The sequence below is a fragment of the Mycobacterium sp. 852014-50255_SCH5639931 genome, from assembly GCF_001665605.1.
GTDB classification, from domain to species: Bacteria; Actinomycetota; Actinomycetes; order Mycobacteriales; family Mycobacteriaceae; genus Mycobacterium; species Mycobacterium paraffinicum.
Genome location: NZ_LZSV01000031.1, coordinates 67,014 through 92,780, shown reverse-complemented (window position 1 = coordinate 92,780; position 25,767 = coordinate 67,014). Strand labels below are relative to the sequence as shown.

Genomic DNA, 25,767 nt, shown 5'->3' with positions numbered 1-25,767 from the left:
CAAGGAGGCTTGAGATGGCTGGTTGGGCCGGAGACCCGTCGTTCGATTTGTTCCAGTTGCCCGAGGAGCACCAGGAGCTGAGGGCGGCGATCCGCGCGCTGGCGGAGAAGGAGATCGCCCCGCACGCCGCCGACGTCGACGAGAATTCGCGCTTCCCGGACGAGGCGCTGGAGGCGCTGAACGCGTCCGGCTTCAACGCGGTCCACGTCCCCGAGGAGTTCGGTGGCCAGGGCGCGGATTCCGTCGCGGCGTGCATCGTGATCGAGGAGGTCGCCCGCGTCGACGCTTCTGCGTCGCTGATCCCCGCGGTGAACAAGCTGGGCACCATGGGGCTGATCCTGCGCGGCTCCGACGAGCTGAAGAAGCAGGTGCTGCCGTCCATCGCCGACGGCACCGCGATGGCGTCCTACGCGTTGAGCGAGCGGGAAGCCGGCAGCGACGCGGCAGCCATGCGCACGCGGGCCAAGGCCGACGGCGACGACTGGATTCTCAACGGCGCCAAGTGCTGGATCACCAACGGCGGCAAGTCGAGCTGGTACACCGTCATGGCCGTCACCGATCCGGACAAGGGCGCCAACGGCATCTCCTCGTTCATGGTGCACGCCGACGACGAGGGGTTCACCGTCGGGCCCAAAGAGAAGAAGCTCGGCATCAAGGGCTCCCCGACCACCGAGCTGTACTTCGAGAACTGCCGCATCCCGGGCGACCGGATCATCGGTGAGCCGGGCACCGGCTTCAAGACCGCGCTGGCGACGCTGGACCACACCCGCCCCACCATCGGCGCCCAGGCGGTCGGCATCGCGCAGGGCGCGCTGGACGCCGCCATCGCCTACACCAAGGACCGCAAGCAGTTCGGCCGCCCCGTCAGCGACAACCAGGGTGTGCAGTTCATGCTCGCCGACATGGCCATGAAGCTGGAGTCGGCGCGGCTGATGGTCTACCACGCGGCCGCCCGCGCGGAACGCGGCGAATCCAACCTGGGCTTCATCTCCGCGGCGTCCAAGTGCTGGGCCTCCGACGTCGCGATGGAGGTGACCACCGACGCGGTGCAGCTCTTCGGCGGCGCGGGCTACACCGTCGACTTCCCGGTCGAGCGGATGATGCGCGACGCCAAGATCACCCAGATCTACGAGGGCACGAATCAGATTCAGCGCGTTGTCATGTCGCGGGCGCTGCTGCGCTGAACGCGACGCTAGGATCTCTCAGGGCAGCCATTCGGGGTGGTGGGGCCACACGTAGAGTCGTGCGAATGGGTCTGACCGTGGGGGTCTCAGTGAACGGCGTGGCGTCGTCTGCGCACGCCGGGATGACCGGCAATTGATGCCCATGCGCGCTCCGGCGACCCCGGCGGCGAATTGGCAGTCGTTGTCTTTGCTGTTGGTCGAGGACGACCGCGCCGACGCGGTGCTGGTGGAAGACCTGATCGCCGATGCGGTCGCCGATATCCGGGTGGTGTGGGCGCAGTCGATGGCCCACGCCGAGCGTGAGCTTGCCTCCGCCCGGCCCGACTGCGTGCTGCTGGACCTGCACCTGCCCGACGCCAACGGCATCGACGCGCTGGACCGCATCGCCAAGCACGACGCCACGGTTCCCATCGTCGTGCTGACCGGGCTGAACGACGAGTACTTCGGCGCCTCGGCGGTCGCCGCGGGCGCCCAGGACTACCTGGTGAAGGGCCGTGTCGAGCCCGAGATGCTGCGGCGCGCGCTGCTGTACGCGATCGAGCGCAAGCGCGCCGAGCTGATCGCCGCCGACCTGCACGCGACCCAGCTGAGGGCCCGTGAGAACGCCCTGCTGGAGCGCGGCCTGCTGCCCTCCCCGCTGCTGCTGGACAACCCGGGCGTCGACATCGTCGCCCGGTACCGGCCGAGCCGCGAGGACGCGCTGCTGTGCGGGGACTTCTACGACGTGGTCCAGACGCCCGACCGGGTCGTTCACGTCCTGATCGGCGACGTCGCGGGGCACGGGCCGCACGAGGCCGCCCTGGGCGCGGCGCTGCGCATCGCCTTCCGCGCGCTCACCTTCGCCGGCGTGCACGGGGTCGAGCTGATGCGGCAGCTCGAGCGGGTGCTGCACTCCGAGCGAACGGGCATAGGCGTTTTCGCGACCGTGCTCAGTCTGGAGATCCCGGCCGACAGTCCGCGCATCACCGTCATCCGCGCCGGTCACCCCGGGATGCTGTTGCAGCGCGACGGCACGGTGGAATGGGTGGAGCCGCCCGGCGGTCCCGCGCTGGGCCTGCGCGCCGACGACGACTGGCCGCGCTATGAGATGGAGTTTCCCGCGGGTCATGGCCTGCTGCTGCTGACCGACGGCCTGTTCGAGGGATATTCGGGACAAGGCACCCAGCGCCTCGGCGAGGACGGTCTGCTCGAGCTGGCCCGGTCGCACGCGAACCGACCGGGTCCGGAGTTCGTCGACGCGCTCATCGACGGCGCCCAGGAACTCGCCCAGTCGCACGGCGGGCTCACCGACGACATCGCCGTGCTGCGGGTCGAAAGGACCACCCCGTGACCCCGAGGTCGCGCCGCCTGCCCCTGTCGCAGCTCACGGTGCGTGGCTGGCACGCCCTCGTCCTGGTCAGCATGGGCGTGATGGTGCTCGCCGGCGCACTCGTCGGCGGGCTGTTGCTGGACCGCACCGACCAGATGACGCGCGACCTCCTCGACAACATCCAGCCGGCGCGCGTGGCGGCCTTCCAGCTGCAGGCCGCGCTGCGCGACCAGGAGACGGGCATCCGGGGCTACCTGATCGCCGGGGACCGGCAATTCCTCACGCCGTACTACGACGGACAGCACGCCGAACACGCTGCGGTGGACGAGATCCGGCGCCGTCTGAGCGAGCGTCCGGACCTCATCGGCGACCTGGACGCGATCGAGAACGCCGCGGCCAAGTGGCGGGCGAGCTATGCCGAACCGGTCATCGGCACCGTGATGCCGAACGGCAAGAACGTCACGAGCAAACCGTCGGCGGAGCGCGGCAAAGCCGAATTCGACCATTTGCGAATGCTTTTCGATAGCCAGAACGCGAATCTGTCCGCCGCGCGGACGACCGCCGCGAACGAACTCAAACGCGTCGATGCCTGGCGCGACAGGGCGTTCGGCGCCATGGTGTTGCTGTTCTTCGTCACGGCCGGGCTGCTGGGGTTCCTGATCCGGGACACGGTCGCGCGCCCACTCGCCGCGCTGGCCGCGGCGTGCCGGCGGATCACCGAGGGCAACTTCGAGCAAAGCATCGCGGCGCCGAAGCGGCCCAAAGACATCCGCGACATGGCGATCAACGTGGAGAACATGCGCAAGCGCATGGTCGACGAGCTCGAGACGTCGCGTACGGCCCAGGCGCAGCTGGACGAGCAGGCGGCCGAATTGCGCCGGTCCAACACCGAACTCGAGCAGTTCGCCTACGTCGCATCGCACGACCTGCAGGAGCCGCTGCGCAAGGTCGCCTCGTTCTGCCAGCTGCTGGAGCGGCGATACGGTGACAAGCTCGACGAGCGCGGCATCGAATACATCGGATTCGCGGTCGACGGGGCCAAACGGATGCAGGCGCTGATCAACGACCTGCTCACCTTCTCGCGCGTCGGCCGGCTGGGCGCCACGGAGACCGACGTGGACCTCGACACGGCGCTGGACTCCGGCCTGGCCAACCTGGCCACCGCCATCGAAGAGTCGGACGCCGAAATCGTGCGCCCCGACGCGCTGCCGCGGATCAAGGGCGACCCCATGTTGCTGACGATGCTGTGGCAGAACCTCATCGGCAACGCGGTGAAGTTCCGGCACAAAGATCGCCGGCCCCGCGTCGTCATCGAGTGCGTGCCGGGCACCGGCATCCATGACGGCGAATGGTTGATCACCGTGTCGGACAACGGTATCGGCATCCCGCCCGAGTTCGCCGACAAGGTCTTCGTCATCTTCCAGCGCCTGCACGGTCGCGACGTGTACGCCGGGACCGGCGTCGGCCTCGCGTTGGTCAAGAAGATCGTCGAGCACCACGGCGGCACCATCCGGATCGACCCGACCCGCACCGAGGGGACGCGGTTCGAGTTCACGCTGCCCATGCCCGAGGCCGTAGCCGAAGCAGACTCAGACGCTTTGGAAGGAGCGCACCAATGACATCAGAAGGCAGAGCGATCGACATCCTGCTCGTCGAGGACGACCCGGGGGACGAGCTCATCACGCGAGAAGCCTTCGAGCACAACAAACTCAAGAACCGGCTCCACGTGGCGCACGACGGGGAGGAAGGCCTCGACTACCTCTACCAGCGCGGCAAGTTCGAGGATGCGCCGCGGCCCGACCTCATCCTGCTGGACCTGAACCTGCCCAAGTACGACGGCCGCCAGCTGCTGGAGAAGATCAAGTCCGACCCGGACCTGGCCCGCATCCCGGTCGTCGTGCTCACCACCTCCTCGGCCGAGGAGGACATCCTGCGCAGCTACAAGCTGCACGCCAACGCCTATGTCACCAAGCCGGTCGACCTGGATCAGTTCATGAAGGCGGTCCGGCAGATCGACGAGTTCTTCGTCCAGGTGGTGCGCCTGCCCAGCCTGTAAGGCTATGGCGCGGTGAGGAACTCGTCGTTGTGCTGCCCGGGCGCGGGCGGGGGATCGGTGACCACAGCGTCGAAGCTCGCGTAGCGCGCCGGCATGCGGACCACCGTGACCGCGTCGCCGCCGGTGCCCACCGGAAGGGCGAGCTCGTTCTCCCCGAAGAGCGGGGTGTCCACCACCTGCTTCCAGGTGTAGGCCAGGCAGGCCATCAGGCCGCCTTCCTGAAGCAGCTCAACCCATTCGGCCGCCGTCTTGGCGGCCAGCGCCGACTCGAGTTCCTCGGTCAACTCGTGGTAATTCATTGCCCGCGAACGCTGATCGATGAACCGCTCGTCGGTCAGCAGGTCCGGCCGCCCGATGATCTGGCACAGCTTCGCCCAATGCTTGGGCACATACGCGCTGATCACCAGGTACCCGTCGGCGGCCTTGAACGCGTCGGACGGTTGGGTGGCGAAGCCAACTCCCTTGCGCTTCTTGGGCTTCGGTGTGGCGTCGGGCTTGACCACCGCGCTGGGCTTGTTCAGATGGATCGTGAGCTGGCTGGCCTGCAAGTTGACCGCGACGTCGTACATGGCGACGCGCACCACGTCGGCCACGCCATGGCGCTCCCGGTTGAGCAGGGCGGCCAGCACCGCCTGGGCCAGCACGTGACCGCTGGCGGCGTCGACGAGCTGGAAGGGGATGATCTGCGGTTTGCCGGTCGGCGTCGGCATCCCGGTCGTCATGCCCGACTCGGCCGCAACCATCAGATCGACGCCCGGCCTGCTGCCGTGCGGGCCGTTGCCGCCGTAGGCCGACAGCCGCGCATAGACGAGCCGGGGGTTGCGGGCGCGCAACTCGTCGGGCCCCAGGCCCATCCGCTCCATCACGCCGGGGCGGAACCCTTCCAGCACGACGTCGGCGGTGTCGACCAGCCGCAGGATCTGTTGCTTGGCTTCGTCGTTCGTGAGGTCGACCGCCACCGACTTCTTGCCCCGGTTGTGCGGCAGAAACAGCGTGGGCAGCGGCGGACGCCCGGGCAGGACCGCGGTGATCTGCCGGGCCGCCTCACCCAGGGGCGCCTCGACCTTGATCACCTCGGCGCCCAGGTCGGCCAGCACCTGGCCGGCAAGCGGCCCGGCGATGTTCTGGGTGAAATCGAGTACCCGGAACCCGTCAAGCGGCTTGGCGTGCGTGCTGTCTGCCATGGGTGGCCTTCCGTCAACGGGCCGTGTGCAACTCCGCGATGCAGTAGTAGTTCTCGGCGAACGGCGCACCGGCTTCGGTGCGCTGCAAAGGTAACCCGTTGTCGGCCAACAACTGATTCAGGGGTGTGCGAACCGGGCGCCAGCCCCGCCGCTCCAGATACGTCGCCGCGTCGTTGCGCTCGCCGGGGAACCCCAGGTCGCCGAGCGCAATGTCCAGGCCGTTCTCCCGCCACTTCTCGCTGGCGGCGTTCAGGGCGTCCCCGTTGTCACCGGAGTTGCTGAAGACCTCGGCCACCAGCCGGCTCCCGTCGGCGCTGAGCGCGGTGATGTCGTCGAGCAACCGGTCCTGCGCCTCTGGCGGCAGGAAGCCGAGCAGGCCCTCGGCGGCCCAGGCGGCCGGCCGCTTGGTGTCGAAGCCGGCGTCGCGCAGCGCCGACGGCCAATCGTGGCGCAGGTCGAACGGGACGGCCCGAACCTCGGCGGTGGGCTGGGCGCCCAGCTCGGCGATGGTTGCCGTCTTGAATTCGATGACTTGCGGCTGGTCGATCTCGAACACCGTGGTGCCCGCCGCCCACGGCAGCCGGTTGGCGCGCGCGTCCAGGCCGGACGCCAGGATGACGACCTGGCGGATGCCCGTTGCACCCGCCTCGGCGAAGAACGCGTCGATGTAGCGCGTGCGGGCGGCCAGCATGTCGGTCATGCGTTGCATGCCCCACGGGGCGCCGGGTTCGTCGACGTCGGCCGAGCTCAATTCGCCGGCGGCCCATCGCGTCATGAAATCGACGCCGACGGCGCGCACCAGCGGCTCGGCGAACGGGTCGTCGATCAGCGCGTCGCGGGTGGCCCGGGCCCGTCCGGCCGCCACCATGGTGGCGGTGGCCCCCACGCTCGTGGCCAGGTCCCAGCTGTCGTTGTCGGTGCGTGTCATCGGCACTGCCCTTTCCGTCTAGTCGTTAACCAGAGTAACGATGGTGACGAAAGACCCCTGTCGGAGTGGCGTTGCGCCCTTATCCGAGGCGAGGGCCGGCGGCAGCATCGAGGTGTGGAACTTCTCCGGCGCGCGGGTTTGGAAGCCCGGTCGCTGTTTCTCTATGCGCGGTCCGGCGGATTGGGGTGGCTACCGCCCGGGCGGATCGTGCCGGTGCTGCGCGCCCTCGATCGCTACGGGCTGCTGGGGGCGGCGCCGGCGATCGCCGCCGGGCGAAACCGTGACGGGGTGGCGCTGATCGACGAGCGCGGGCCCCTGACGTTCGGTGAGCTGGAGGAACGGACCAACGCGTTGGCCAACGAGTGGCGGCGGCGCGGGCTCGGCCCGGGCGCCGGCGTGGCCATCCTGGCCGGCAACCACCGGGGCTTTCTCGAGGCCGTCTTCGCCGCCGGCAAGTGCGGCGCATTCGTCCTGCTGCTCAACACCGGCTTCGGGCGCACGCAGTTCGCCGAGACGCTGGCCCGCGAGGGCGCGGACCTCCTGGTCTACGACGAGGAGTACAGCGCCGTCGTCGGGGACGTCCGGCCGAGGTTGGGCCGGATCCGGGCCTGGACGGATACGCCCGCTCCCGACACCCTGGACGCGCTGATCGAACGCGGGGATCCCCGTCCGCCGCCCTCGTCGGGTGGGCGACCCAAGATCGTCATCTCGACCAGTGGGACGACGGGAACACCGAAGGGCGCCGCGCGTTCCGAGCCCCACTCGCTGATACCGGTGGGCGGTCTGCTCGGCAAGGTGCCGTTCCGCGGCCGGGAAGTCACGGAATGCTGTGTGCCGCTTCTTCATTCGATGGGTTTCAGCCACGCGATGTATGCGATGGTGCTGGGCTCGACCCTGGTGCTGCGCCGCCAATTCGATGCCCGAGAGACGCTGGCCAGCGTGGCCGCGCACCGGGCCAGCGCCGTGATCGTCGTGCCGATCATGTTGCGGCGCATTCTTGATCTGGGGCCGGCGGCCCTGGCCGAGCACGACCTGTCGTCCCTGCGCATCGTGTTCATCGGCGGTTCCCAGCTCGGTGGCGCGCTCGCCACCCGGGCGCTCGAGGCGCTCGGCCCCGTGGTCTACAACATGTACGGATCAACCGAGGTCGCCTACGCCACCATCGCCACGCCAGCCGACCTGACCGCCGCGCCCGGCTGCGTGGGTGCGGTGGTCCCGGGCTCGGTCGTCAAGATCTTCGGCGATGACGGCCGCGAGGTCCCGCCGGCGACGCCGGGGCGGATCTTCGTCGGCAACGTGCTGACCTTCGAGGGATACACCGATGGCGGCACCAAGGAGTCGGTTCAGGGACTGATGTCCACCGGCGACATCGGTCATTTCGATTCCGACGGCAGGCTCTTCATCGACGGGCGCGACGACGAGATGATCGTCTCCGGCGGGGAGAACGTCTACCCCGGCGAGGTCGAAGAGGCGCTTGTGCAGCATCCCGGCATCCTCGACGCCGCCGTCGTCGGCGTCGACGACGAGGAGTTCGGGCAGCGGTTGCGCGCCTACCTCGTGCGCCGGCCGGGCGCGACGCTGACCGAGCACGACGTCCGGGAATACGTGCGAAACCGGCTGGCGCGCTTCAAGATTCCGCGCGACGTGGTGTTCGTCGACGAGCTGCCGCGCAACGCCGGCGGCAAGGTGCTCAAGCGGGTGCTGACCAGTCGGGTTTGACACGGTTGTGTTACTAGCGGGTGTCTGGGCCCGCGAGCGTGCGCGATCGCCGCTAGCCTCGCGCAATGACCACTTCCTCTGTCATCGCCGATGAATGCACCATCGCAGCGACGCGGGACGCCCGTTGGCAGCGCGACGCCGAGTGGGCGCGGCGGCTGGCCTGGGTCAGCCTGGCCGCGGTGCTCGTCGAGGGCGGCATCGGCCTGTGGCAGGGGCTGGCCGTCGGGTCCGTGGCCCTCACCGGGTGGGCCCTCGGCGGCGTGTCCGAGGCGCTGGCCAGCGCGATGGTGGTGTGGCGGTTCAGCGGGGCGCGGACGTTTGCCCCGAACGCCGAGCGGCGCGCGCAACGCGGTGTCGCGGTGTCGTTCTGGCTGACCGCCCCCTACGTTGCGGCCGAATCCCTTCGCGAGCTGATGGGTGAACGCCACGCCGAGGCCTCGCTGATCGGCATCGCGCTGACGGCCACCGGTTTGCTGCTGATGCCGATTCTCGGCCGGGCTAACCGCCGGCTCGGCCTGCGGCTGGATTCGGGAGCCACCGAGGCCGAGGGAATCCAGAACTACCTGTGTGCCGCCCAGGCGGCCGGGGTGCTCGTGGGGCTCGCCGCGACGGCGTCGTGGTCGGGCGGATGGTGGATCGACCCGGCGGTCGGACTCGGGATCGCCGGTGTCGCCGCCTGGCAGGGCGTCCGCGCCTGGCGCGGCCACGACTGTGGCTGCTGCTGAGTGTTTCTGCGGCGCCGACCCGCTTCGCCCGGCTTCGCCGCGCTCGCGATCGCCACTATTGTTGCGCGCCGACCCGCTTCGCCCGGCTTCGCCGCGCTCGCGGTCGCCACTAGTCCAGCCGGTAGCGGATCAGCCGGGAGCTGTTGGCCACCACCGCGACTGACGACGCGTTGTGCAGGATCGCGGCCAGCACGGGGGACAGCGCGCCCCCGGCCCCGATGATCAGCCCGGCGGCGTTGACGGCGATGGACATGCCGTAGTTCTCCCGGATGACGTCGACGGCCCGGGCACCCAGGTCGCGCACGTCGAGCAGCCGGTGCAGGTCGTCGTTGGCCAGTGCCACGTCGGCGGTCTCGACGGCGACGTCGGTTCCGGCCAGGCCCATGGCGATCCCGATGTCGGCGGCCGCCAGCGCCGGGGCGTCGTTGATGCCGTCGCCGACCATGCCGACCACGTAGCCGTCGTTCTGCAGTCCGCGCACCACCTCGAGCTTGTCCTCCGGCATCACCTCGGCGCGCCACTCGTCGATGCCCAGCTCCTCGGCAACCACCTGGGCGATGTCCGGGTGGTCGCCGGTGAGCATGACGATGCGGCGGATGCCGTTGTCCCGCAGCTGCTTCAGCACCTCGACCGCCTCGGCCCGCACCTCGTCGCGCAGGCTGATCAACCCCACCAGCTTGCCGTCGACCGCGAGCAGCAGCGGGGTCTCGGCCTGGCGGCGCAGCCTGTCCACCCACTCCGACGCCTTCTTCGAAACCCGCACCTTTTCGGCGCGCAGCAGCCCGGGGCTGCCCAGCAGCAGGGTGCGGCCGTCGGCCCAGGTGCGCATGCCCAGGCCCACCAGGACCTCGCACTCCTCGTGCGGCGGGATGGTGATGTGGCGTTCCTCGGTAGAGCGGATCACCGCCTCGGCCAGCGGATGGCGGGAGTGGATCTCCGAGCTGGCCGCGTAGGCCAGTACCTGCTCGGGTTCCCAATCCTTGTGCAGAGCAATGATATTGGTGACGACGGGGCGGCCGACGGTGAGCGTTCCGGTCTTGTCGAACACGATCGCGTCGACCCGGCCGGCCTGTTCGAGGTGAGAGCCGCCCTTGATCAGGATGCCGCGGCGCGCGCCGTTGCCGATCGCGGCGCTGATCGCGGTCGGGGTGGACAGGCCCACCGCGCAGGGGCACGCGATCAACAGCATGGTCATCGCGCGGCGCACATCGCCGGTGACCGCCAGGGTGAGGGCAGACACGATGAACGAGGTGGGAACGAAACGGCGGGAGAAGTTTTCGCCCACGGTCTGGATGGGCGCGCGGTCGTGCTGGGCCTCCTCGACCCGGGTGATGATGCGGCCGATCGCCGTCTGGTTGCCGACGGCCTGCGCGCGCACCACCAGGCGCCCGCGCACCACGACCGACCCGGCGTGCACGTGCGCTCCGACCAAGACGGAGACGGGCAGGTTCTCGCCGGTGATCGCGGACTGGTTGACGATCGCCTCGCCGTCGACCACCTCGCCGTCCACCGGTATCGCGACGTGATCGTGGATGATCACCTCGTCGCCGATCTGGACGGTGTCGATGGGGACCTGGACTTCGGCCCCGTCGGTCAGCCGGATCCACGCCGTGTCCTGGCTGCCGCGCAGCAATTCGGAAATGGCCCGGCGGGTCCGGCGCAGGGTGAGGTCTTGGAGGTACTCGCCGATGTTGAGCAGCCACAGCACCGTCAGCGCCACCACGTTCTCGCGCAGCACCAGGCTCGCCACCGTCGCCGCCGACACCAGGGCGTCGGTGCCGGCCCGGCCGGAGCGCAACGAGCGCAGCGCGCCGCGCAGGAACGGGTAGCCGGTGAAGATGGTGACTCCGGTGGCCAGAACCCGGCCGTTCGGGCCGAGCAGCGGCGGCCGGACGAACACGTAGCGGCGCACGCCGAGCAGGGCCAGCGCGGCACCGCCGACGACCATCCGCAGCACGTCGGTATTGCGGATCTCCTCCGAATGCGGCGTGCGTGCGGGAATCAGCTCGGCGGCGACATGCGCGGCGGAGCTGATCGCGGCCAGCACCGCGGCGCGGTCACAGCGCCGGGGCGAATACCAGACGACGACGGACCCCGTGCGCGGGTAGGCGTGCACCACGCGCACGCCGTCCTCGTTGGCGACGGCCTCCTCGACCGCCACCGCGCGCCGGGAGTCGCACCGCAGCCAGTCGACGGAAACCCGCATGCGCCCGGCCGCATCCGAAAGGATCTGCAGCGCGGGGTCTTTCGAGAGGACCGGCTCCAGGGCGGTGGCGAGCGCCATCTGCGCGGGGATCAGTGGTCGTGCTGGTGGACGTCGGCGACGGCCGGCGTGGGCGCTTCCTCGCCGATGCGCTCGCGGGCTTCGGCCATGACGTCTGCGATCTTCAGCCGGGCGGACTCGGCGGCTTCCTCGGCCTTGCGCGTCCCGCGCAACCCCAGCTCGGCCGCTGACACCGCGGTCTCGTGCAGCGGTGCCTTGGCCACGGCCTTGCGCACCACCTCGTAGGCCGTCACGCCGACCAGGCCGGTGACCACCGTCGATGCCGCCTTTGCCAAGAGCGCGTACCCCGCCATTACCCGGACCTCCCTGTCGTCGCGGCGTCAGCTGATGCTCGCTCGACGTTAACATTGAAATATTGCGATATCAATATGTATCCGCCGCGCCTAGAGCACCCGGGTGACCTTTTCGGTCTCGATCCTGCGCTGCAGCGCCGACGGGTCGGGATTGGCCACCTGCACCAGCGACCCGCCCACGGCCAGGATCGCCAGCAGGCCGTCCACCAGCTCGCCGGGTTCCGACCACGCGGCGGTGGACAGCACCCGGTCGTCGGACGTCAATTCCCTTGCGGCGGAGGCGCTTTGGCAGTCGGTGAGGACCTCGTCGACCGATCGGCCGGCGAGGGCCGGACCGGGATGGGATTCGGCGACGATCTGGTCGCCGTGCACCCGCACGGCGGTCGCGTAGTCGGTGACGCCGATCGGCAGGTCGGGCGCCGGGCGGCCGAACGGGTCCAGCGACAGCACCGCCACCTCACTAGCCCCGGTTTCGTCCGCCTCGTCGAGCCGCTCGGCGGTGCACATGGCTACGTCTGTTGCGGCCCCCGGGCCCGACGCGAGCACGGCCTCGGCGCCGATCCACCAAACCCCGAACAGCACGGCCGCGGTCTGCCAGTGCGCCGGAAGCAGGATCGCGACCCGGCTGCCCGGTCCGGCGCCGAGCTCGTCGCGTAACAGGTTGCCGGTCTTGGCCGCCCAGTTGGCCAGTGTCGCCGCCGACAACTCGATGCGCTCGCCGGTCGCGTCGTCGTAGTAGGTGATGCGCGGGCCGACCGGATCGGTCCGCAGCATCGGGTCGAGGATGGCGCCGGAGAGCGTGCTCAGTTGATGCACTCGGGTTTGTCGGAACCGGCGGTCAGGATCGGCGAGGGCGCCGGGACGTTCGGGTCGGCCGCCACCGCACCGACGTTGGACACCCGGGCGGGCATCACCGACGCGGTGCCGGAAAGTCCGGAGCCGGGGCCGGTGTAGTCGTTGCCCAGCACCACCTTGACCGAGCCCGCCGCGACGGATGGATCGGCGACCACCGGCAGCCCGCCGAGCTCCTTGGCCACCTCCTGGGCCCCCAGGTCGTCGCTCTTGGCGGCCCGGACCTGGCTGCCCTTGACGTGGCTGCCGTCGTTGTTGCCGACCGCGCCAGCGCCAAATCCCTTGGCGGTCAACACCTGTGAGACCGCCGATGCCAGGCCGTTGATGTCGGTGTCGTTGACCACGCTGGCGGTGGTCTTCGCCGGGGTGTAGGCGATCTCCTCGGTCTTGCCCTGCTCCTGCTCGTGCAGCAGCCCGTTGACCCAGTCCTGTACCTGATGCGGGTCCACCCGCACCACGCTCTGCATGCCGTCGTCACTCCAGCCGGCCCCGTCCAGCACCGGGATGGTGGCGAACGCGACATTGCCGCCGGCGAGCTTCTGCATCTGCTGGACGAAATCCATTACGTCCCAACCCTGCGAGATCACCACCGAGCGTTGCACCGCGGCCTCCAGCCGTCGCACGGTGGCGGGGCTGGACAGCGTCTTGCCGGAGATGACCCGGTGGGCAAGTGAGGCCATCACCACCTGCTGGCGCACCACCCGGTCCAGGTCGCCGCGCGGCAACTCGTGGCGCTGACGGACGAAGCTGAGCGCCTCCGACCCGTCCAGGCGTTGCGGGCCGGCCGGGAAGTCGGCGCCCGAAAGGGGTTCGAACACCGGCTCTTTGAGGCAGACGTCCACGCCACCGAGCGCGTCGGTGATCAACGAGAAGCCGAGCAGCCCGATCTCGGCGTAGTGGTCGACGGTGACGCCGGTGAGGTCGGCGACGGTCTTGATCAGGGCCTCGCGCCCGGCCTCGGTGCCCTGCGCCGCGGCGTCCTCGGCCGAATCGCCGGACTTGACCAGGCTGGTGCGCTTGGCCTCGCGCGTCTGGCCGTAGACGCCGTTGATCTTCGTCTTGCCCAGGCCGGGGGCCGCGACGTAGGAGTCGCGGGGGATCGAGATGGCGGTCGCCGACTTCCCGTTGTTGGGGATCCGGATCAGGATGATCGTGTCGGTGTTGGTCGCTTCCTCGTCGCCGGCCCGCAGGCTGGCCAGCTCCTCTTGGGACAGCGGGTTGCCGTGCGCGTCCGTGCGGCTGTCGAGGCCGACCAGCAGGATGTCGATCGCGCCGTCGTCGCCACCCTTGCCGAGCGAGGGTGCGGACATGTGGAAGATGCCGTCCTCGAAGGACCGGACGTTGCTCCACGCGAGCCCGGTGCCGAGGACCACCACGAGCGTGAGCGTAGTGGCAATCACACGGACCACACGTTGCACAGGCATCCCACTAGGTTACTTGCGGCACACCCGCTTCGCGGGTAGCGAGCCCCCGCGCGCCCCGGGCGTTCGCCCGGGCTTTCCTGGGCATGCCAGACTCAAACCATGTCGAGCAGGATCGTGATCGCCGGTGCCGGGGGGCAGCTGGGCAGCTATTTGCGCTCGCTGGCGGCCAGTCAGGGCCGCGACGTGGTGGCGCTGACCTCGTCGGAATGGGACATCACCGACCCCGCCGCCGCCGAACGGATCATCGAGCGCGGCGACGTGGCGATCAATTGCGCGGCGTACACCGACGTCGACGGCGCCGAGAGCGACGAGGCCGGTGCCTACGCCGTCAACGCCACCGGCCCGGAGAACATCGCCCGGGCCTGCGCGCGCGCCGGCGCCCGGTTGATCCACGTCTCCACCGACTACGTCTTCAACGGAGACTTCGGCGGCGCCGACCCGCGGCCCTACGAGCCCAGCGATCAAACCGCCCCGGCGGGCGTGTACGGGCGCAGCAAGCATGCCGGGGAGGAGGCCGTCCTGGCGGCGCTGCCGGACGCCGTCATCGTCCGCACCGCCTGGGTCTACACCGGCGGTGACGGCAAGGACTTCGTCGCCGTCATGCGCCGGCTGGCCGCGGGGGAAGGCCCGGTGAAGGTCGTCGACGACCAGGTCGGGTCACCGACGTATGTGGGCGACCTGGCGGAGGCCCTGCTGCAGATCGCCGACGACCACGTGCCCGGGCCGATCCTGCACGCCGCCAACGAGGGCGCGGTGTCCCGCTTCGAGCAGACCCGCGCGATCTTCTCCGAATGCGGCGCCGACCCCGAGCGCGTGCGCCCGGTCAGCACCGCGGAGTTTCCCCGCCCCGCGCCGCGGCCGACCTACTCCGCGCTGTCGGGCCGCGAGTCCGCCGCGGCGGGCCTGCGGCCGCTAAGGCCCTGGCGCGCTGCGCTTGTCGCGGCGCTTGCCGCCGATCTACCGTTACCCTCTACGCGTGACTGACGTCCTGCCGGTCGTGACGGTGACCTACTCACCGGGCCCACACCTCGAGCGATTCCTGGCCTCGCTGTCGCTGGCAACCGAGCGGCCCGTGTGTGTGCTGATGGCCGACAACGGATCCACCGACGGAACCCCGCAGGCCGCCGTCGAGCGCTACCCGAACGTGCGGCTGTTCCACACCGGCGCCAACCTCGGGTACGGCACCGCGATCAATCGCGCGGTCGCGCAGCTCGCCGAGACACCGGACGTCGACGACGACTGGGTGATCGTGGCCAACCCCGACGTTCAGTGGGGCCCGGGCAGCATCGACGCCCTGCTGGACGCCGCCACCCGCTGGCCGCGCGCCGGCGCCCTGGGCCCGCTCATCCGCGACCCCGACGGCTCGGTGTACCCGTCGGCGCGCCACCTGCCCAGCCTCATCCGCGGCGGCATGCACGCGGTCGTCGGCCCGATCTGGAAGCGCAATCCGTGGACGGCGGCCTACCGCCAGGAGCGGCTGGAACCCACCGAACGCCCCGTGGGCTGGCTGTCGGGGTCGTGCCTGCTGGTGCGCCGGTCCGCCTTCGGCCAAGTCGGCGGGTTCGACGAGCGCTACTTCATGTATATGGAAGACGTCGATCTCGGGGACCGGCTCGGCCGGGCCGGTTGGCTGAACGTCTACGTGCCGTCGGCCGAGGTGCTGCACCACAAGGGCCACTCCACCGGGGACGACCCGGCGAGCCATTTGGCGGCGCATCACGAGAGCACCTACATGTTCCTGGCCGACCGGCATTCGGGGTGGCGGCGCGCGCCGCTGCGCTGGACGCTGCGGGCCTCGCTGGCACTGCGGTCCCGCCTGATGGTGCGTGGCGCGCTGCGCAGTCGGCGACGGAAACTGGCGGAAGGGCGGCGCTGAGATGGCTAACCCGCAAGTAGATGCCGTAATTCTGGTCGGCGGCAAGGGCACCCGGCTGCGGCCGCTGACGCTGTCGGCGCCCAAGCCGATGCTGCCCACCGCCGGGCTGCCGTTCTTGACCCACTTGCTGTCGAGGATCGCGGCGGCGGGCATCGAGCACGTCATCCTGAGCACCTCGTATCAGGCCGCGGTGTTCGAGGCGGAGTTCGGCGACGGGTCCAAGCTCGGCCTGCAGATCGACTACGTCACCGAGGACCGGCCCCTGGGGACCGGCGGCGGCATCGCCAACGTGGCCGGCCACCTGCGTCACGGCACCGTGATGGTGTTCAACGGCGACGTGCTCTCGGGTTCCGACCTCAATCAGATGATCGACTTCCACCGCGCGCAGCAGGCCGACGTCACCCTGCACCTGGTGCGGGTGGGCGACCCACGGGCCTTCGGCTGCGTCACCACCGACGAGAACGGCAGGGTCACCGCCTTCGTGGAGAAGACGCAGGATCCGCCCACCGATCAGATCAACGCCGGCTGTTACGTCTTCGAGCGCGGCATCATCGACCGCATCCCGCGGGGCCGCGAGGTGTCGGTCGAACGCGAGGTGTTTCCCGCGCTGCTCTCCGACCCGGACGTCAAGGTGTGCGGCTATGTCGACGCCACCTACTGGCGGGACATGGGCACACCGGAAGACTTCGTGCGCGGATCGGCGGACCTGGTGCGCGGGATCGCGCCGTCGCCGGCCCTGCACGGCCACCGCGGCGAGCAGCTGGTGCACGACGGCGCGGCGGTGTCGCCGGGCGCGGTGCTGGTCGGCGGCACCGTCGTCGGGCGGGGCGCCGAGATCGGCCCCGGCGTCCGGCTGGACGGCGCGGTGATCTTCGACGGCGTCAAGGTCGAGGCCGGCAGCGTGATCGAGCGGTCCATCATCGGCTTCGGCGCGCGCATCGGCCCGCGGGCGCTGATCCGCGACGGCGTGATCGGCGACGGCGCCGACATCGGTGCGCGCTGCGAGCTGCTGCGCGGCGCCCGGGTGTGGCCCGGCGTCTCGATTCCCGACGGCGGGATCCGCTACTCGTCCGACGTCTGAGGCCTTCACCCCTCGGCGGCTAGGGGCGGGACGCCCGCCTTACCAGGTACGCCAGCGCGTGGTCGGTGCCGTCCGGCAACGCGTCGGCGGGCCACCACCGCAGGTCGTCGGACTCGTCGCTGATCGTGATCTGCGCGCCGGCCGGCGCGTGCGCGACGAACTGCAGATCCAGGTGGCGGGTGGGCACGCCCAACGAACAGGTGAGCGCGTGGACGTGGATCGCGGCCAGCCGCGGCTCGATGCGCAAACCGTCGACGCCGGACTCCTCGGTGGCCTCGCGCAGCGCGGCGGCGACGATGTCGCCGTCGTCCTCGTCGCAGTGGCCGCCGAGCTGCACCCACCGGCCCACGCGGGGATGCAACGTCAGCAGCACCCGGCTGCCGGTGTCGTCGAGCACCAGCGCCGAGGCGGTGACATGGCCCGGCACGCACTCGCGCAGGCAGGCGTCGGGGCGGGCGAGCACGAAGGCCAGGACCGCGTGCCGCAACGCATCCTGCGCCGCGTCGGGCGCCTGCCACTCGGACAGCAGCGAGATCGCCGACTCCCGGACGCTCACCGGGAACCCCGTCGTTTCCGGCGGTCCCGCAGCGCGACCCAGGCCACGCGGCAGTGCGTCACCACGTCGGGTGCCAACCCCAGCCCGTCGATCAGGACGTGGCGGTCGACGAGGTCGAGCGCCTTCTCGATCTCGTTGGCCTTCAACAGCAGATCGACGTCGCAGGCGAGCCCGGGGCCGGCGAGCGCCGGCGGGGGAATGGGCAACTGCTCGGCTTCGCGTGGTTCCAGCTCCAAGATCCCCCCGCCGTAACTGCGGCCGATGATCTCGGCGAAGGCGAACGTCACGCTGTTGTGGAACACCGCGGCCAGCCCGCCCGGGTCGACATCGGCGGCGACCCGGACCCGGTGCACCGTGTCGGTGCTCGTCGCCGCGGCGGCGTTGACGGTCAGCCGCGGCGACAGGTGGATCTGGCGAAGCAGGAACAGGTCCGGGATCCACAGCGACGGCGTGCTCCACCACGGCTTGCGGATCGAGCACTTGAAGCCCCGATCCACGCCGGCGGCCGCACCGGCAGCGATGTGCGCGAGCAGGGCGGGGTCGACGGGGTCGCGCGGCGCGTCGAGCAGCCAGCCGCGGTGCCCGGCGGCGACATCGCTTGCCCGGCAGTCGGTGTCGTAGACCAACCCGGACAACTGCGCGCTGCGCGAGACGAGCGGGACGCAGTGGGGGAGCAGCCCGAGCTCGCGGGCCTGCGCGTCGGTGAACGTGAAGAAGCTGTTGCGGCCCGTCACGATCCCCACGTCCACGTCGGCGACCGACCCGAGCCGGGTCAGCGTCGTCGACCCCTTGAGCGTTCGCAGCAGCCGGATCGCGGCCGGGTCCAGAAAGTACTTGGTCCACTTCTCGTTCTCGTGCAACAGCGCGGGCGCCCATTCGGCGTCCAGGTCCGCGTGCGAGAGGGCATCGGCGTCGGTGAGGTGGACCGTGCGGATCCGGGCGGGCCCGGGGCCGGCGACCCCGCAGAACAACACCACCTCCTGCATGACGCCGTCGAACACCAATCGCTCGAACGTCACCAGCGTGATGTCACTGAACCGGCTCAACAGGAACTCGCGCAGCTGTGCGGCGTAGGTGACCTGGAGTAACTCGGCGGGCAGCACCAGGCCCACCCGGCCGCCGCCGCGCACCAAGATCGAGCTCGCCACCACGAAGGGGACCCAGGCGTTGGTCAGCCGGGTGGGCCGCAATCCCTCGCGCCGCATCAGCTCCAGGGCGGGGTCGCGCTGCTCGGACGCCCAGTTGCCGAACCGGATGTAGGGCGGATTCCCCGCGACCCCGTCCCAGCCGCCGGGCGAGGCGGTGGCGAGCCAGGCGAACAGGTTCGCGGCGTCGACGGGCGCGAATTCCCGTGCCTTGGCCGCCTCTTCGGCGACGAGCTCGACGCCACGCACCCGCCCGCCGAGGGCGGCCAGCTCGCGCAGGATCGCACCGTCACCGCAGGAGGGTTCGACGATGCGCGGTCCGGCGTCGCGCACCCAGCGGGCAAGGAACCGGGCGACGGGCGCCGGTGTGTAGTAGCCGCCGCGAGCCTTGTCGGCGGACGCCGCCGCCTTGCCCGCGAACGTTTTCATGAGGCCAGTATCACTTGCGGATCAACAAATCCCCGGCGCCCGCGGCGTCCCGCGGCCCGGCGGGTTCCTCGGGGTAGCCGATCGCGATGGCGCCCAACGGCTCCCAATCGCCCGGCAAGTCGAGCTCGGCGCGCACCAGGTCGGCGGCGAAGATCGTCGAGCCGATCCAGCAGCTGCCCACCCCCCGCACGGCCAACGCGACCAGCAGGGCCTGCACGGCCGCCCCGACCGCGACGGTGAACATGGTGTGCTCGGCGTCGGTGCGGGCGGCGTCGGGATACGTGTGCGCGCCGTCGGGAACCAGCATCGGGACGACGACCTCGGGTGCGTCGTAGAGGATCTGGCCGCGGGCCACCCGCCGCTCCACCGAGTCGGTGGGCCGGCCGTCACCGGCGAGGTCCGACCGCCACTTGTCCCTCATCCGGTCCAGCAGCCGCGTCCGAACCTCGGGGGTCTGCAGCCAGACGAACCGGACCGGCCGGGTGTGGTGCGGGGCCGGCGCGGTGAGCGCCTCGGCGACGGCGGCTTCGATCAGCTCGGCCGCGACCGGCTCGGCGCTGAACCGGCGCACCGACCGGCGCAACAGCTGCGCCTGCCGGCGCCCCATGTCGAGGGCCTCGGCGGTGCCCAGCCAGAACAGGTCTTCCTCGCCGGGCCGTAACAGCTGCCGGGCGGTCGAGCCGTCGTCGGCCACCGCCAGGCCGCGCACCACGGCCACCGGCACGGCGGTCAATTTGCCCTTCACCAGGTCGGCCGCCGCCGCGACCTCGTCGGCGACCGCGATCTCGGTGACCACCAGCTCGTTGCCGTGGCGGTCGACGGCCCCCGAATAGCCGTGCAGCACAGCCAGACCGGCCGACCCCACCGCCGCGTCGATCTGGCCGTTGCGCCACGCGCGGCCCATCGTGTCGGTGATGACCACGGCGACGTCGACGCCGAGCCGATCCGCCAGCCCGGCGCGCAGGGCCGCGGCGCTGCCGTCCGGGTCGACCGGCAGCAGCGCCAGTTCGTCGCGGCCGACGTTGGATCCGTCCACGCCCGCGGCGGCCTGAATCAGGCCGATGCGGTTCTCGGTGATCAGGGTGCGGCCCTTGCGCGCCAGCACCCGCACCGCCTCGGCCTCGACCAGCCTGCGCCGTAGTTGGTCGCGCTCCTCGGCGTCCTGCGGCGCCGGCACCAGCCGGCCCTCGCACTTGGACACCACCTTGCTCGTCACCACCACGACGTCGCCGTCGCGCAGCCAGGGCGCGGCCGCGGCCAGGGCCGCGCTCAGGTCGTCGCCGGGCCGGAATTCGGGCAGCCCGGCGACGGGCAGGATCTCGATCGCCGCGCCGGTGCCGTGTTCGGTCACGGCTTCACGCCCGCGAGGTCGAGCCCGGCGCTCACCATCTCGGCCGTCGCCTTCGGGTCGGTCATCAACAGCGGCGCGGCCGTCACCGCCACGCCGTCGATGTCCGCGTGGTCGCCCTCGTGCACCAGCCAGCAATCCAGGATCCCGGTGCCACGGCGCGCCCCGTAGTGCCGCCCGACCGCCTCCGCGGTGGAGTCCACCCCGATCACCGACAGGCACGCATCAGCCATGCCGCGCAATGGTTTTCCACCGATGATGGGCGAGTAGCCGACGACCGGGGCGGTCGCCGAGCGCAAGGCCGCCCGGATGCCGGGGACGGCCAAGATGGCGCCGACGCTCACCACCGGGTTGGACGGCGCCAGCAGGATGACGTCGGCGTCGGCGATGGCCGCGACAGCATCACTTGTGGCGGTGGCCTTTTCGGCGCCGACGAACGCGAAGCTGTGCGTGGGCACGTCGGCGCGGTAGCGCACCCACCACTCCTGGAAGTGAATCGCCCGCCTGGTGCCGTCGTCCGGATCGGTGATCACCACGTGCGTCTCGCAGCGGTCGTCGCTCGCCGGCAGCAGTCGGGCGCCGGGTTGCCAGCGATCGCACAGCGCCGTGGTGATCTGCGAGAGCGGGTAGCCGGCGTTGAGCATCTGGGTGCGCACCAGGTGGGTGGCGATATCCCGATCGCCGAGCCCGAACCAATCCGGCTGCACGCCGTAGCGCGCCAATTCCTCTTTGGCGCGCCAGGTTTCGTCGCGGTGACCCCACCCTCGCTCCGGGTCTACCCCTCCACCTAAGGTGTACATGCAGGTGTCCAAATCCGGGCAGACCCGCAGTCCATGAATCCAGGCGTCGTCGCCGATGTTGACGATTGCATTAAGTTCGTGGTTGCCGGTTCCCGCGTCTGGGTGCTGTTGCGTTTCGAACTGTCCCAGCCCGAGCAACTGTTGAATCCCCAGCAGGAAGCGGGCGCCGCCAACCCCACCGACCAGAACGGTGACCTTCACGTGGACGACAGTACTGCCCGACGACTGTGCGGTGGCGGGGCCGTTACGCGGCCCTTAAGCGTAGTCGCGCGCGGTGTGATCGACACGCCGAATGCGCAAAACAACGGAAACGCCGTAATTCGGTCACGAGATGGTATGGAAATGCGCCGTAATGCTTGACCCGGCAGATTAACCCGTGTCTAATCACAACAGTGTCATTTCCCGGTTGGCCGGCCGGTTCCGGTGTCGCAGACCGAGATTCGATCACTTGTTCGAATTGTCGGTACACATCAGAAAAGTGGGAACCACTCACTCTCCCAATCAAACTGAGGAGGCGGACGACCGTATGTCTTACGAACATCTTCGAGGAGTCATGGCGAGCACGCCGCACACCCCTATCGTCTCAGCGCCGGTCCAACCCGTTCGGCCGCACCTGACCGTGGTTCCTGATGCGCCAGTCGCATTCGAGCCCGAGCCGATGCTGGCGCCCGTCGCGGACCAGTGGCAGGACCGGGCGCTTTGCGCCCAAACGGATCCCGAGGCGTTCTTCCCGGAGAAGGGCGGCTCCACCCGCGAGGCGAAGAAGATCTGCCTGGGGTGCGAGGTACGCCACGAGTGCCTGGAGTACGCCCTGGAGCATGACGAGCGCTTCGGCATTTGGGGCGGGCTCTCCGAGCGTGAGCGCCGCCGCCTCAAGCGCGGCATCATCTAAGGCGCCGAAGGCGCCTGAACGTCAGGGTCATTCGTCGTCGATCGTCGGGTCGATGACCGACGGCTCTACATCAAGGTAGATGGCCACCTGGGCCACCAAGATTTCGTGCAGCAAATCACCGAGCTCGACGGTGTCCTTGGCCCGTCGCTCAATCGGCTTGCGGAACAGGACAATTCGTGCCCGCGTGGCATTGCCGCGGACGTCGACGCCGGCCGGGATCAATCGCGCCAGCGGGATCGGCCCGTCGGCGATCACCTCCGGCGGCCACTGCACGCTGTCGGGATCCTTGGCCGCGATGCGCGGAATCTCGTCGACCGCCACGTCGAGGTCGGCCAGGCGGGCCTGCCAATGCCGCTCGATGGGTTCATAGGCCTCCAGCACCGCCATGTCGAATCGCTCGGCCCGGCTGCGCCACCCGGGCACCGTCGGCGGTAGCAGCGGGCCGCGCACATCGCGGCCCCGTCGGGAGGACCGATGGGAAGCGAATCGGCCCTGGGGCCGATCCCTCCGCGGGGAGCTGCGCGAATCGCCCACGCGAAGATGGTAACGGTTGCACATCGGGGGTCGGCCGGTTGCGCGTGTCCGGCGCTTCGACGGCGTTTTCGCACGATAGCCTTTCGGCGTGAACGTTCCCCGTCGCTGTTGCCGGCCCGGGTGCCCGCACTACGCCGTGGCGACCCTGACGTTCGTCTACTCGGACTCGACGGCAGTCGTCGGCCCGTTGGCGACCGCGCGGGAACCGCATTCCTGGGACCTGTGCGTCGGCCATGCCGGCCGGATCACCGCGCCCCGCGGGTGGGATCTGGTGCGCCACGCCGGCGCCCTCGTTTCTGAGCCCACCCACCCCGACGAGGACGACCTGGTCGCCCTGGCCGACGCGGTGCGCGAGGGTGGCGATCGCGGCGTGCCGTACGCCGCAACGCCGGTGAACGGTTTCGCCGACCCGCACATTCATCACGGCGGGTCGCAGGCCACCGCCCCCAGCAGCAGTGTGCTCGCGCCGCCCGAGCATCGATCCGGCCGGCGCCGCGGGCATCTGCGGGTGTTGCCCGACCCCAGTGACTAGCCGTTCCGGCGTCGCGCGCGTTCCTCGCGCACCGCTGCGGTCGGTGTTTCCCGGGGGCCGATAGGCTGGCGGCCAACAGGCGAAGGAACGAAGCACTTTCAAGGCGTCAGGAGGCCCCGGCATGTCTCGGCTCGCCGCGACCGTGCACCGCGTCGTCAAGGCTTATGACGTACGCGGGCTGGTCGGCGAGGAGCTGGACGAGCCGCTGGTCACCGCTTTGGGGGCGGCCTTCGCCAAGCTGATGCGCGGCGAGGGTGCCCGGCAGGTGGTGATCGGCCACGACATGCGCGACAGTTCGCCCACGCTGGCCGCGGCTTTCGCGTCCGGCGTGACGGGCCAGGGCCTGGACGTGGTGCGGATCGGCTTGTCCTCCACCGACCAGCTGTACTTCGCCTCCGGGTCGCTGGACTGCCCGGGCGCGATGTTCACCGCGAGCCACAACCCGGCGGCCTACAACGGCATCAAGCTGTGCCGGGCGGCCGCCAAGCCGGTCGGCGCCGAAAGCGGCCTGCGCAACATCAGCGAGGACGTGATCGCCGGGGTCGAGCGCTATGACGGACCACCCGGAACCGTCACCGACCGCGACGTGCTGGACGACTACGGGACGTTCCTGCGTTCGCTGGTGAGCACCTCGGGGCTGCGTCCCTTGCGGGTGGCCGTGGACGCCGGCAACGGCATGGCCGGGCTCACCGCGCCCGCGGTGCTCGGCGCGATCGGCTCGATCACCTTGCTGCCGTTGTACTTCGAGCTCGACGGCTCGTTTCCCAATCACGAAGCCAACCCGCTCGACCCGGCCAACCTGGTCGACCTGCAGGCGCACGTCCGCGACAGCGGCGCCGATATCGGGCTGGCCTTCGACGGGGACGCCGACCGCTGCTTCGTCGTCGACGAACGCGGCCGGCCGGTGTCGCCCTCGACGGTGACCAGTCTGGTGGCCGCCCGCGAGCTGGGCCGCGAGATCGGCGCCACCATCATCCACAACGTGATCACCTCGCGGGCGGTGCCCGAGCTGGTCACCGAACGCGGCGGCACGCCGCTGCGTTCGCGCGTCGGACACTCCTATATCAAGGCGATGATGGCCGACACCGGCGCCATCTTCGGCGGCGAACACTCGGCGCACTATTACTTCCGCGACTTCTGGGGCGCGGACTCCGGAATGCTGGCCGCGCTGCACGTGCTGGCCGCCCTCGGCGAGCAGGACCGGCCGTTGTCGGAGTTGACCGCCGACTACCAGCGCTACGAATCGTCCGGCGAGATCAACTTCACGGTGGCGGACGCCGCGCTGTGCACGGAGGCGGTGCTGAAGTCCTTCGGCACCCGGATCCACTCCATCGACCACGTGGATGGGGTGACGGTGGACCTGGGCGACGGCAGCTGGTTCAACCTGCGCAGCTCCAACACCGAGCCGTTGCTGCGGCTCAACGTGGAGGCGCGCAGCACCGAGGACGTCGACGCGGTGGTAGCCCAGATCAGCGAGCAGATCCACGCGCAGTCGGCGCCCGCCGGGGCCGCGCCGTGAGCGTGGTCCGGGCGATCGATCTGGAGGACACCGAGGGCCTGCTGGCCGCCGACCGGGACGGCCTGCTGCGCTCGGCCTCGTCGGGCGGCGCGCAGGTGCGCGCGATTGCCGCCGCCGTCGACGAGGGCGCGCTGGATTCACTGCGGGCCGACGACCGACCGCGCAGCCTGATCTGGGTCGCCGGCCGCGGGGCCGCCGAAAACGCCGGCGCGATGGTGGCCGCGACGGTGGGCGGTGCGGCTTCCGAGCCGATCGTGCAGACCACCGAGGTTCCGCCGTGGATCGGGCCGCTCGATGTGCTGATCGTCGCGGGTGACGATCCCGGGGATCCCGTGCTGGTCGCCGCCGCCGCGACCGGGGTGCGCCGCGGTGCGCGGGTTGTCGTCACCGCACCGAACGAGGGTCCGCTGCGGGACGCCACGGCCGGCCGGGCGGCGGTGTTGGCGCCACGGCTTCCGCTTCCCGACGAGTTCGGGTTGTGCCGCTACCTGGCCGCCGGCCTCGCCGTTGTGCAAAGCGTTGACCAGCGACCCAGCATCGATCTGGGCGCGCTGGCCGACCAGTTGGACGCCGAGGCGCTGCGCAACAGCGCGAGCCGCGAGCTGTTCACGAACCCGGCCAAGACAATTGCCGCGCGCATCGCCGACCGCCAGGTGGCGCTGGCCGGCGACTGCGCCGCGACGCTGGCGCTGGCCCGGCATGGCAGTTCGGTCCTGCTGCGGATCGCCCACCAGGTCGTCGGCGCCACGGGGCTGTCGGACGCCGTCGTCGCGCTGCGGGCCGGGATCTCCGGCGGCCTCCGGGACCCCGCCGATGCGCTCTTCCACGACGAACAGATCGACGGGCCGCTGGCGCCGCGCCCGCTGGTGCTGGCCCTCACCTTGTCCGCCGAACAGCCGATCGTGGCGGCCCGGACCGCCGGGCTCGACGACGTGTATCTGCTCGCCGCCGAAGATGTGCCCGACGGGCCCGGCGGCTCTGCCGGCTCGACGGTTGCGCCGGCGTTGGGTGGCGCCATCAGCGCCGAGCAGCAGCTGGCAGTATTGGCCGTTCGACTGGAGATGGCCGCGGTTTACGCGCGACTGGTGCGGGGATAG

General features: G+C 70.4%; 24 protein-coding genes. 13 read left to right on the top strand and 11 right to left on the bottom strand.

What is annotated here, in order from left to right; translation table 11 throughout:
- Positions 1-14 precede the first annotated feature (14 nt).
- The 4 genes from A5758_RS18005 to A5758_RS17990 all read left to right on the top strand — a co-directional run bounded on the left by A5758_RS18005 (position 15) and on the right by A5758_RS17990 (position 4,549).
- The gene (locus A5758_RS18005; protein ID WP_067205276.1) at positions 15-1,184 is read left to right on the top strand and encodes an acyl-CoA dehydrogenase; all 1,170 of its coding nucleotides are present in this window, start codon (positions 15-17) and stop codon (positions 1,182-1,184) included.
- Between the two features lie 136 nt (positions 1,185-1,320).
- On the top strand, positions 1,321-2,514 hold the full coding sequence (locus tag A5758_RS18000) for a PP2C family protein-serine/threonine phosphatase (protein ID WP_067742675.1): 1,194 nt from the start codon (positions 1,321-1,323) through the stop codon (positions 2,512-2,514).
- A gap of 71 nt (positions 2,515-2,585) precedes the next feature.
- Positions 2,586-4,112, top strand: a complete 1,527-nt coding sequence (locus A5758_RS17995) for an ATP-binding protein (RefSeq protein WP_082939757.1) — start codon at positions 2,586-2,588, stop codon at positions 4,110-4,112.
- Positions 4,109-4,549 carry a response regulator gene (locus tag A5758_RS17990; protein WP_067205287.1) on the top strand — a complete coding sequence of 147 codons (441 nt, stop codon included), beginning with the start codon at positions 4,109-4,111 and terminating at the stop codon, positions 4,547-4,549. The genes A5758_RS17995 and A5758_RS17990 overlap by 4 nt, the downstream gene beginning before the upstream one ends.
- A 2-nt stretch (positions 4,550-4,551) precedes the next feature.
- Here A5758_RS17990 and A5758_RS17985 read toward each other — a convergent pair whose 3' ends face one another.
- Together A5758_RS17985 and A5758_RS17980 are read right to left on the bottom strand one after the other, a co-directional pair.
- A complete protein-coding gene (locus tag A5758_RS17985; protein ID WP_067742669.1) occupies positions 4,552-5,733 on the bottom strand; it encodes a CoA transferase in 1,182 nt (393 codons plus the stop codon).
- 13 nt (positions 5,734-5,746) lie between these two features.
- Positions 5,747-6,661, bottom strand: coding sequence for a class I SAM-dependent methyltransferase (locus A5758_RS17980; RefSeq protein ID WP_067742872.1), 915 nt, complete (start codon positions 6,659-6,661; stop codon positions 5,747-5,749).
- A gap of 114 nt (positions 6,662-6,775) precedes the next feature.
- Between A5758_RS17980 and A5758_RS17975 the strand changes: the two genes are divergently transcribed.
- Positions 6,776-8,380: an AMP-binding protein gene (locus A5758_RS17975; protein ID WP_067742667.1), complete on the top strand. Its 1,605-nt coding sequence runs from the start codon at positions 6,776-6,778 to the stop codon at positions 8,378-8,380.
- A 65-nt stretch (positions 8,381-8,445) separates the two neighbouring features.
- Positions 8,446-9,105, top strand: coding sequence for a cation transporter (locus tag A5758_RS17970; protein ID WP_067742664.1), 660 nt, complete (start codon positions 8,446-8,448; stop codon positions 9,103-9,105).
- A gap of 109 nt (positions 9,106-9,214) precedes the next feature.
- On the opposite strand, the gene ctpC is transcribed toward A5758_RS17970, so the two are convergent.
- From ctpC to A5758_RS17950, 4 genes are all read right to left on the bottom strand, one after another.
- Positions 9,215-11,389 (bottom strand): manganese-exporting P-type ATPase CtpC, encoded by a 2,175-nt coding sequence (gene ctpC, locus A5758_RS17965; RefSeq protein ID WP_067742661.1) that lies wholly within the window; start codon positions 11,387-11,389, stop codon positions 9,215-9,217.
- An 11-nt stretch (positions 11,390-11,400) separates the two neighbouring features.
- Positions 11,401-11,682: a DUF1490 family protein gene (locus A5758_RS17960; RefSeq protein WP_066949897.1), complete on the bottom strand. Its 282-nt coding sequence runs from the start codon at positions 11,680-11,682 to the stop codon at positions 11,401-11,403.
- 90 nt (positions 11,683-11,772) lie between these two features.
- Positions 11,773-12,498, bottom strand: a complete 726-nt coding sequence (locus tag A5758_RS17955; protein WP_197503973.1) for a TIGR03089 family protein — start codon at positions 12,496-12,498, stop codon at positions 11,773-11,775.
- Positions 12,486-13,958: an LCP family protein gene (locus A5758_RS17950; RefSeq protein WP_067742658.1), complete on the bottom strand. Its 1,473-nt coding sequence runs from the start codon at positions 13,956-13,958 to the stop codon at positions 12,486-12,488. The genes A5758_RS17955 and A5758_RS17950 overlap by 13 nt, the downstream gene beginning before the upstream one ends.
- A 99-nt stretch (positions 13,959-14,057) precedes the next feature.
- Here A5758_RS17950 and rfbD point away from each other — a divergent pair, with 99 nt between their 5' ends.
- Genes rfbD through A5758_RS17935 form a run of 3 tightly spaced genes read left to right on the top strand, consistent with a single transcriptional unit; the run spans position 14,058 to position 16,915 of the window.
- Positions 14,058-14,942 carry a dTDP-4-dehydrorhamnose reductase gene (gene rfbD, locus A5758_RS17945; RefSeq protein WP_067742655.1) on the top strand — a complete coding sequence of 295 codons (885 nt, stop codon included), beginning with the start codon at positions 14,058-14,060 and terminating at the stop codon, positions 14,940-14,942.
- Positions 14,935-15,834, top strand: coding sequence for a glycosyltransferase family 2 protein (locus A5758_RS17940; protein WP_067205309.1), 900 nt, complete (start codon positions 14,935-14,937; stop codon positions 15,832-15,834). The genes rfbD and A5758_RS17940 overlap by 8 nt, the downstream gene beginning before the upstream one ends.
- A gap of 1 nt (position 15,835) precedes the next feature.
- Positions 15,836-16,915, top strand: coding sequence for a sugar phosphate nucleotidyltransferase (locus tag A5758_RS17935; protein ID WP_067205312.1), 1,080 nt, complete (start codon positions 15,836-15,838; stop codon positions 16,913-16,915).
- 19 nt (positions 16,916-16,934) lie between these two features.
- Here A5758_RS17935 and A5758_RS17930 read toward each other — a convergent pair whose 3' ends face one another.
- Genes A5758_RS17930 through cofD form a run of 4 tightly spaced genes read right to left on the bottom strand, consistent with a single transcriptional unit; the run spans position 16,935 to position 21,394 of the window.
- A complete protein-coding gene (locus tag A5758_RS17930; protein ID WP_067742652.1) occupies positions 16,935-17,471 on the bottom strand; it encodes an NUDIX hydrolase in 537 nt (178 codons plus the stop codon).
- Positions 17,468-19,045, bottom strand: a complete 1,578-nt coding sequence (locus A5758_RS17925) for a class I SAM-dependent methyltransferase (protein ID WP_067742649.1) — start codon at positions 19,043-19,045, stop codon at positions 17,468-17,470. The genes A5758_RS17930 and A5758_RS17925 overlap by 4 nt, the downstream gene beginning before the upstream one ends.
- Before the next feature lie 10 nt (positions 19,046-19,055).
- Entirely contained in the window at positions 19,056-20,396 is a 1,341-nt protein-coding gene (locus A5758_RS17920) for a coenzyme F420-0:L-glutamate ligase (RefSeq protein ID WP_067742646.1), read from the bottom strand.
- Positions 20,393-21,394: a 2-phospho-L-lactate transferase gene (cofD, locus tag A5758_RS17915; protein WP_067742643.1), complete on the bottom strand. Its 1,002-nt coding sequence runs from the start codon at positions 21,392-21,394 to the stop codon at positions 20,393-20,395. Before cofD ends, A5758_RS17920 begins: the two co-directional genes overlap by 4 nt.
- Before the next feature lie 352 nt (positions 21,395-21,746).
- On the opposite strand from cofD, the gene A5758_RS17910 reads away from it, so the two are divergent.
- Positions 21,747-22,085 (top strand): WhiB family transcriptional regulator, encoded by a 339-nt coding sequence (locus tag A5758_RS17910; protein WP_067205331.1) that lies wholly within the window; start codon positions 21,747-21,749, stop codon positions 22,083-22,085.
- Positions 22,086-22,112: 27 nt separating this feature from the next.
- Here the strand turns inward: A5758_RS17910 and A5758_RS17905 are convergent, their stop codons facing one another.
- A complete protein-coding gene (locus tag A5758_RS17905; RefSeq protein WP_007168084.1) occupies positions 22,113-22,535 on the bottom strand; it encodes a metallopeptidase family protein in 423 nt (140 codons plus the stop codon).
- 172 nt (positions 22,536-22,707) lie between these two features.
- Between A5758_RS17905 and A5758_RS17900 the strand changes: the two genes are divergently transcribed.
- The 3 genes from A5758_RS17900 to A5758_RS17890 all read left to right on the top strand — a co-directional run bounded on the left by A5758_RS17900 (position 22,708) and on the right by A5758_RS17890 (position 25,767).
- On the top strand, positions 22,708-23,151 hold the full coding sequence (locus A5758_RS17900; RefSeq protein WP_082939747.1) for a DUF3499 domain-containing protein: 444 nt from the start codon (positions 22,708-22,710) through the stop codon (positions 23,149-23,151).
- Positions 23,152-23,272: 121 nt separating this feature from the next.
- A complete protein-coding gene (locus A5758_RS17895) occupies positions 23,273-24,670 on the top strand; it encodes a phosphomannomutase/phosphoglucomutase (RefSeq protein ID WP_067742637.1) in 1,398 nt (465 codons plus the stop codon).
- A complete protein-coding gene (locus tag A5758_RS17890) occupies positions 24,667-25,767 on the top strand; it encodes a TobH protein (RefSeq protein ID WP_067205340.1) in 1,101 nt (366 codons plus the stop codon). The genes A5758_RS17895 and A5758_RS17890 overlap by 4 nt, the downstream gene beginning before the upstream one ends.

What these genes read in the sequence shown, in the direction of transcription:
- A5758_RS17970 (WP_067742664.1), top strand. Translation starts at nt 8,446, where the DNA reads ATGACCACTTCCTCTGTCATCGCCGATGAATGCACCATCGCAGCGACG.
- rfbD (WP_067742655.1), top strand. Translation starts at nt 14,058, where the DNA reads ATGTCGAGCAGGATCGTGATCGCCGGTGCCGGGGGGCAGCTGGGCAGC.
- A5758_RS17895 (WP_067742637.1), top strand. Translation starts at nt 23,273, where the DNA reads ATGTCTCGGCTCGCCGCGACCGTGCACCGCGTCGTCAAGGCTTATGAC.
- A5758_RS17980 (WP_067742872.1), bottom strand. Translation starts at nt 6,661, where the DNA reads ATGACACGCACCGACAACGACAGCTGGGACCTGGCCACGAGCGTGGGG.
- A5758_RS17935 (WP_067205312.1), top strand. Translation starts at nt 15,836, where the DNA reads ATGGCTAACCCGCAAGTAGATGCCGTAATTCTGGTCGGCGGCAAGGGC.
- A5758_RS17990 (WP_067205287.1), top strand. Translation starts at nt 4,109, where the DNA reads ATGACATCAGAAGGCAGAGCGATCGACATCCTGCTCGTCGAGGACGAC.
- A5758_RS17995 (WP_082939757.1), top strand. Translation starts at nt 2,586, where the DNA reads ATGGGCGTGATGGTGCTCGCCGGCGCACTCGTCGGCGGGCTGTTGCTG.
- A5758_RS18005 (WP_067205276.1), top strand. Translation starts at nt 15, where the DNA reads ATGGCTGGTTGGGCCGGAGACCCGTCGTTCGATTTGTTCCAGTTGCCC.
- A5758_RS18000 (WP_067742675.1), top strand. Translation starts at nt 1,321, where the DNA reads ATGCCCATGCGCGCTCCGGCGACCCCGGCGGCGAATTGGCAGTCGTTG.
- A5758_RS17950 (WP_067742658.1), bottom strand. Translation starts at nt 13,958, where the DNA reads ATGCCTGTGCAACGTGTGGTCCGTGTGATTGCCACTACGCTCACGCTC.
- A5758_RS17910 (WP_067205331.1), top strand. Translation starts at nt 21,747, where the DNA reads ATGGCGAGCACGCCGCACACCCCTATCGTCTCAGCGCCGGTCCAACCC.
- A5758_RS17960 (WP_066949897.1), bottom strand. Translation starts at nt 11,682, where the DNA reads ATGGCGGGGTACGCGCTCTTGGCAAAGGCGGCATCGACGGTGGTCACC.
- A5758_RS17925 (WP_067742649.1), bottom strand. Translation starts at nt 19,045, where the DNA reads ATGAAAACGTTCGCGGGCAAGGCGGCGGCGTCCGCCGACAAGGCTCGC.
- ctpC (WP_067742661.1), bottom strand. Translation starts at nt 11,389, where the DNA reads ATGGCGCTCGCCACCGCCCTGGAGCCGGTCCTCTCGAAAGACCCCGCG.
- A5758_RS17985 (WP_067742669.1), bottom strand. Translation starts at nt 5,733, where the DNA reads ATGGCAGACAGCACGCACGCCAAGCCGCTTGACGGGTTCCGGGTACTC.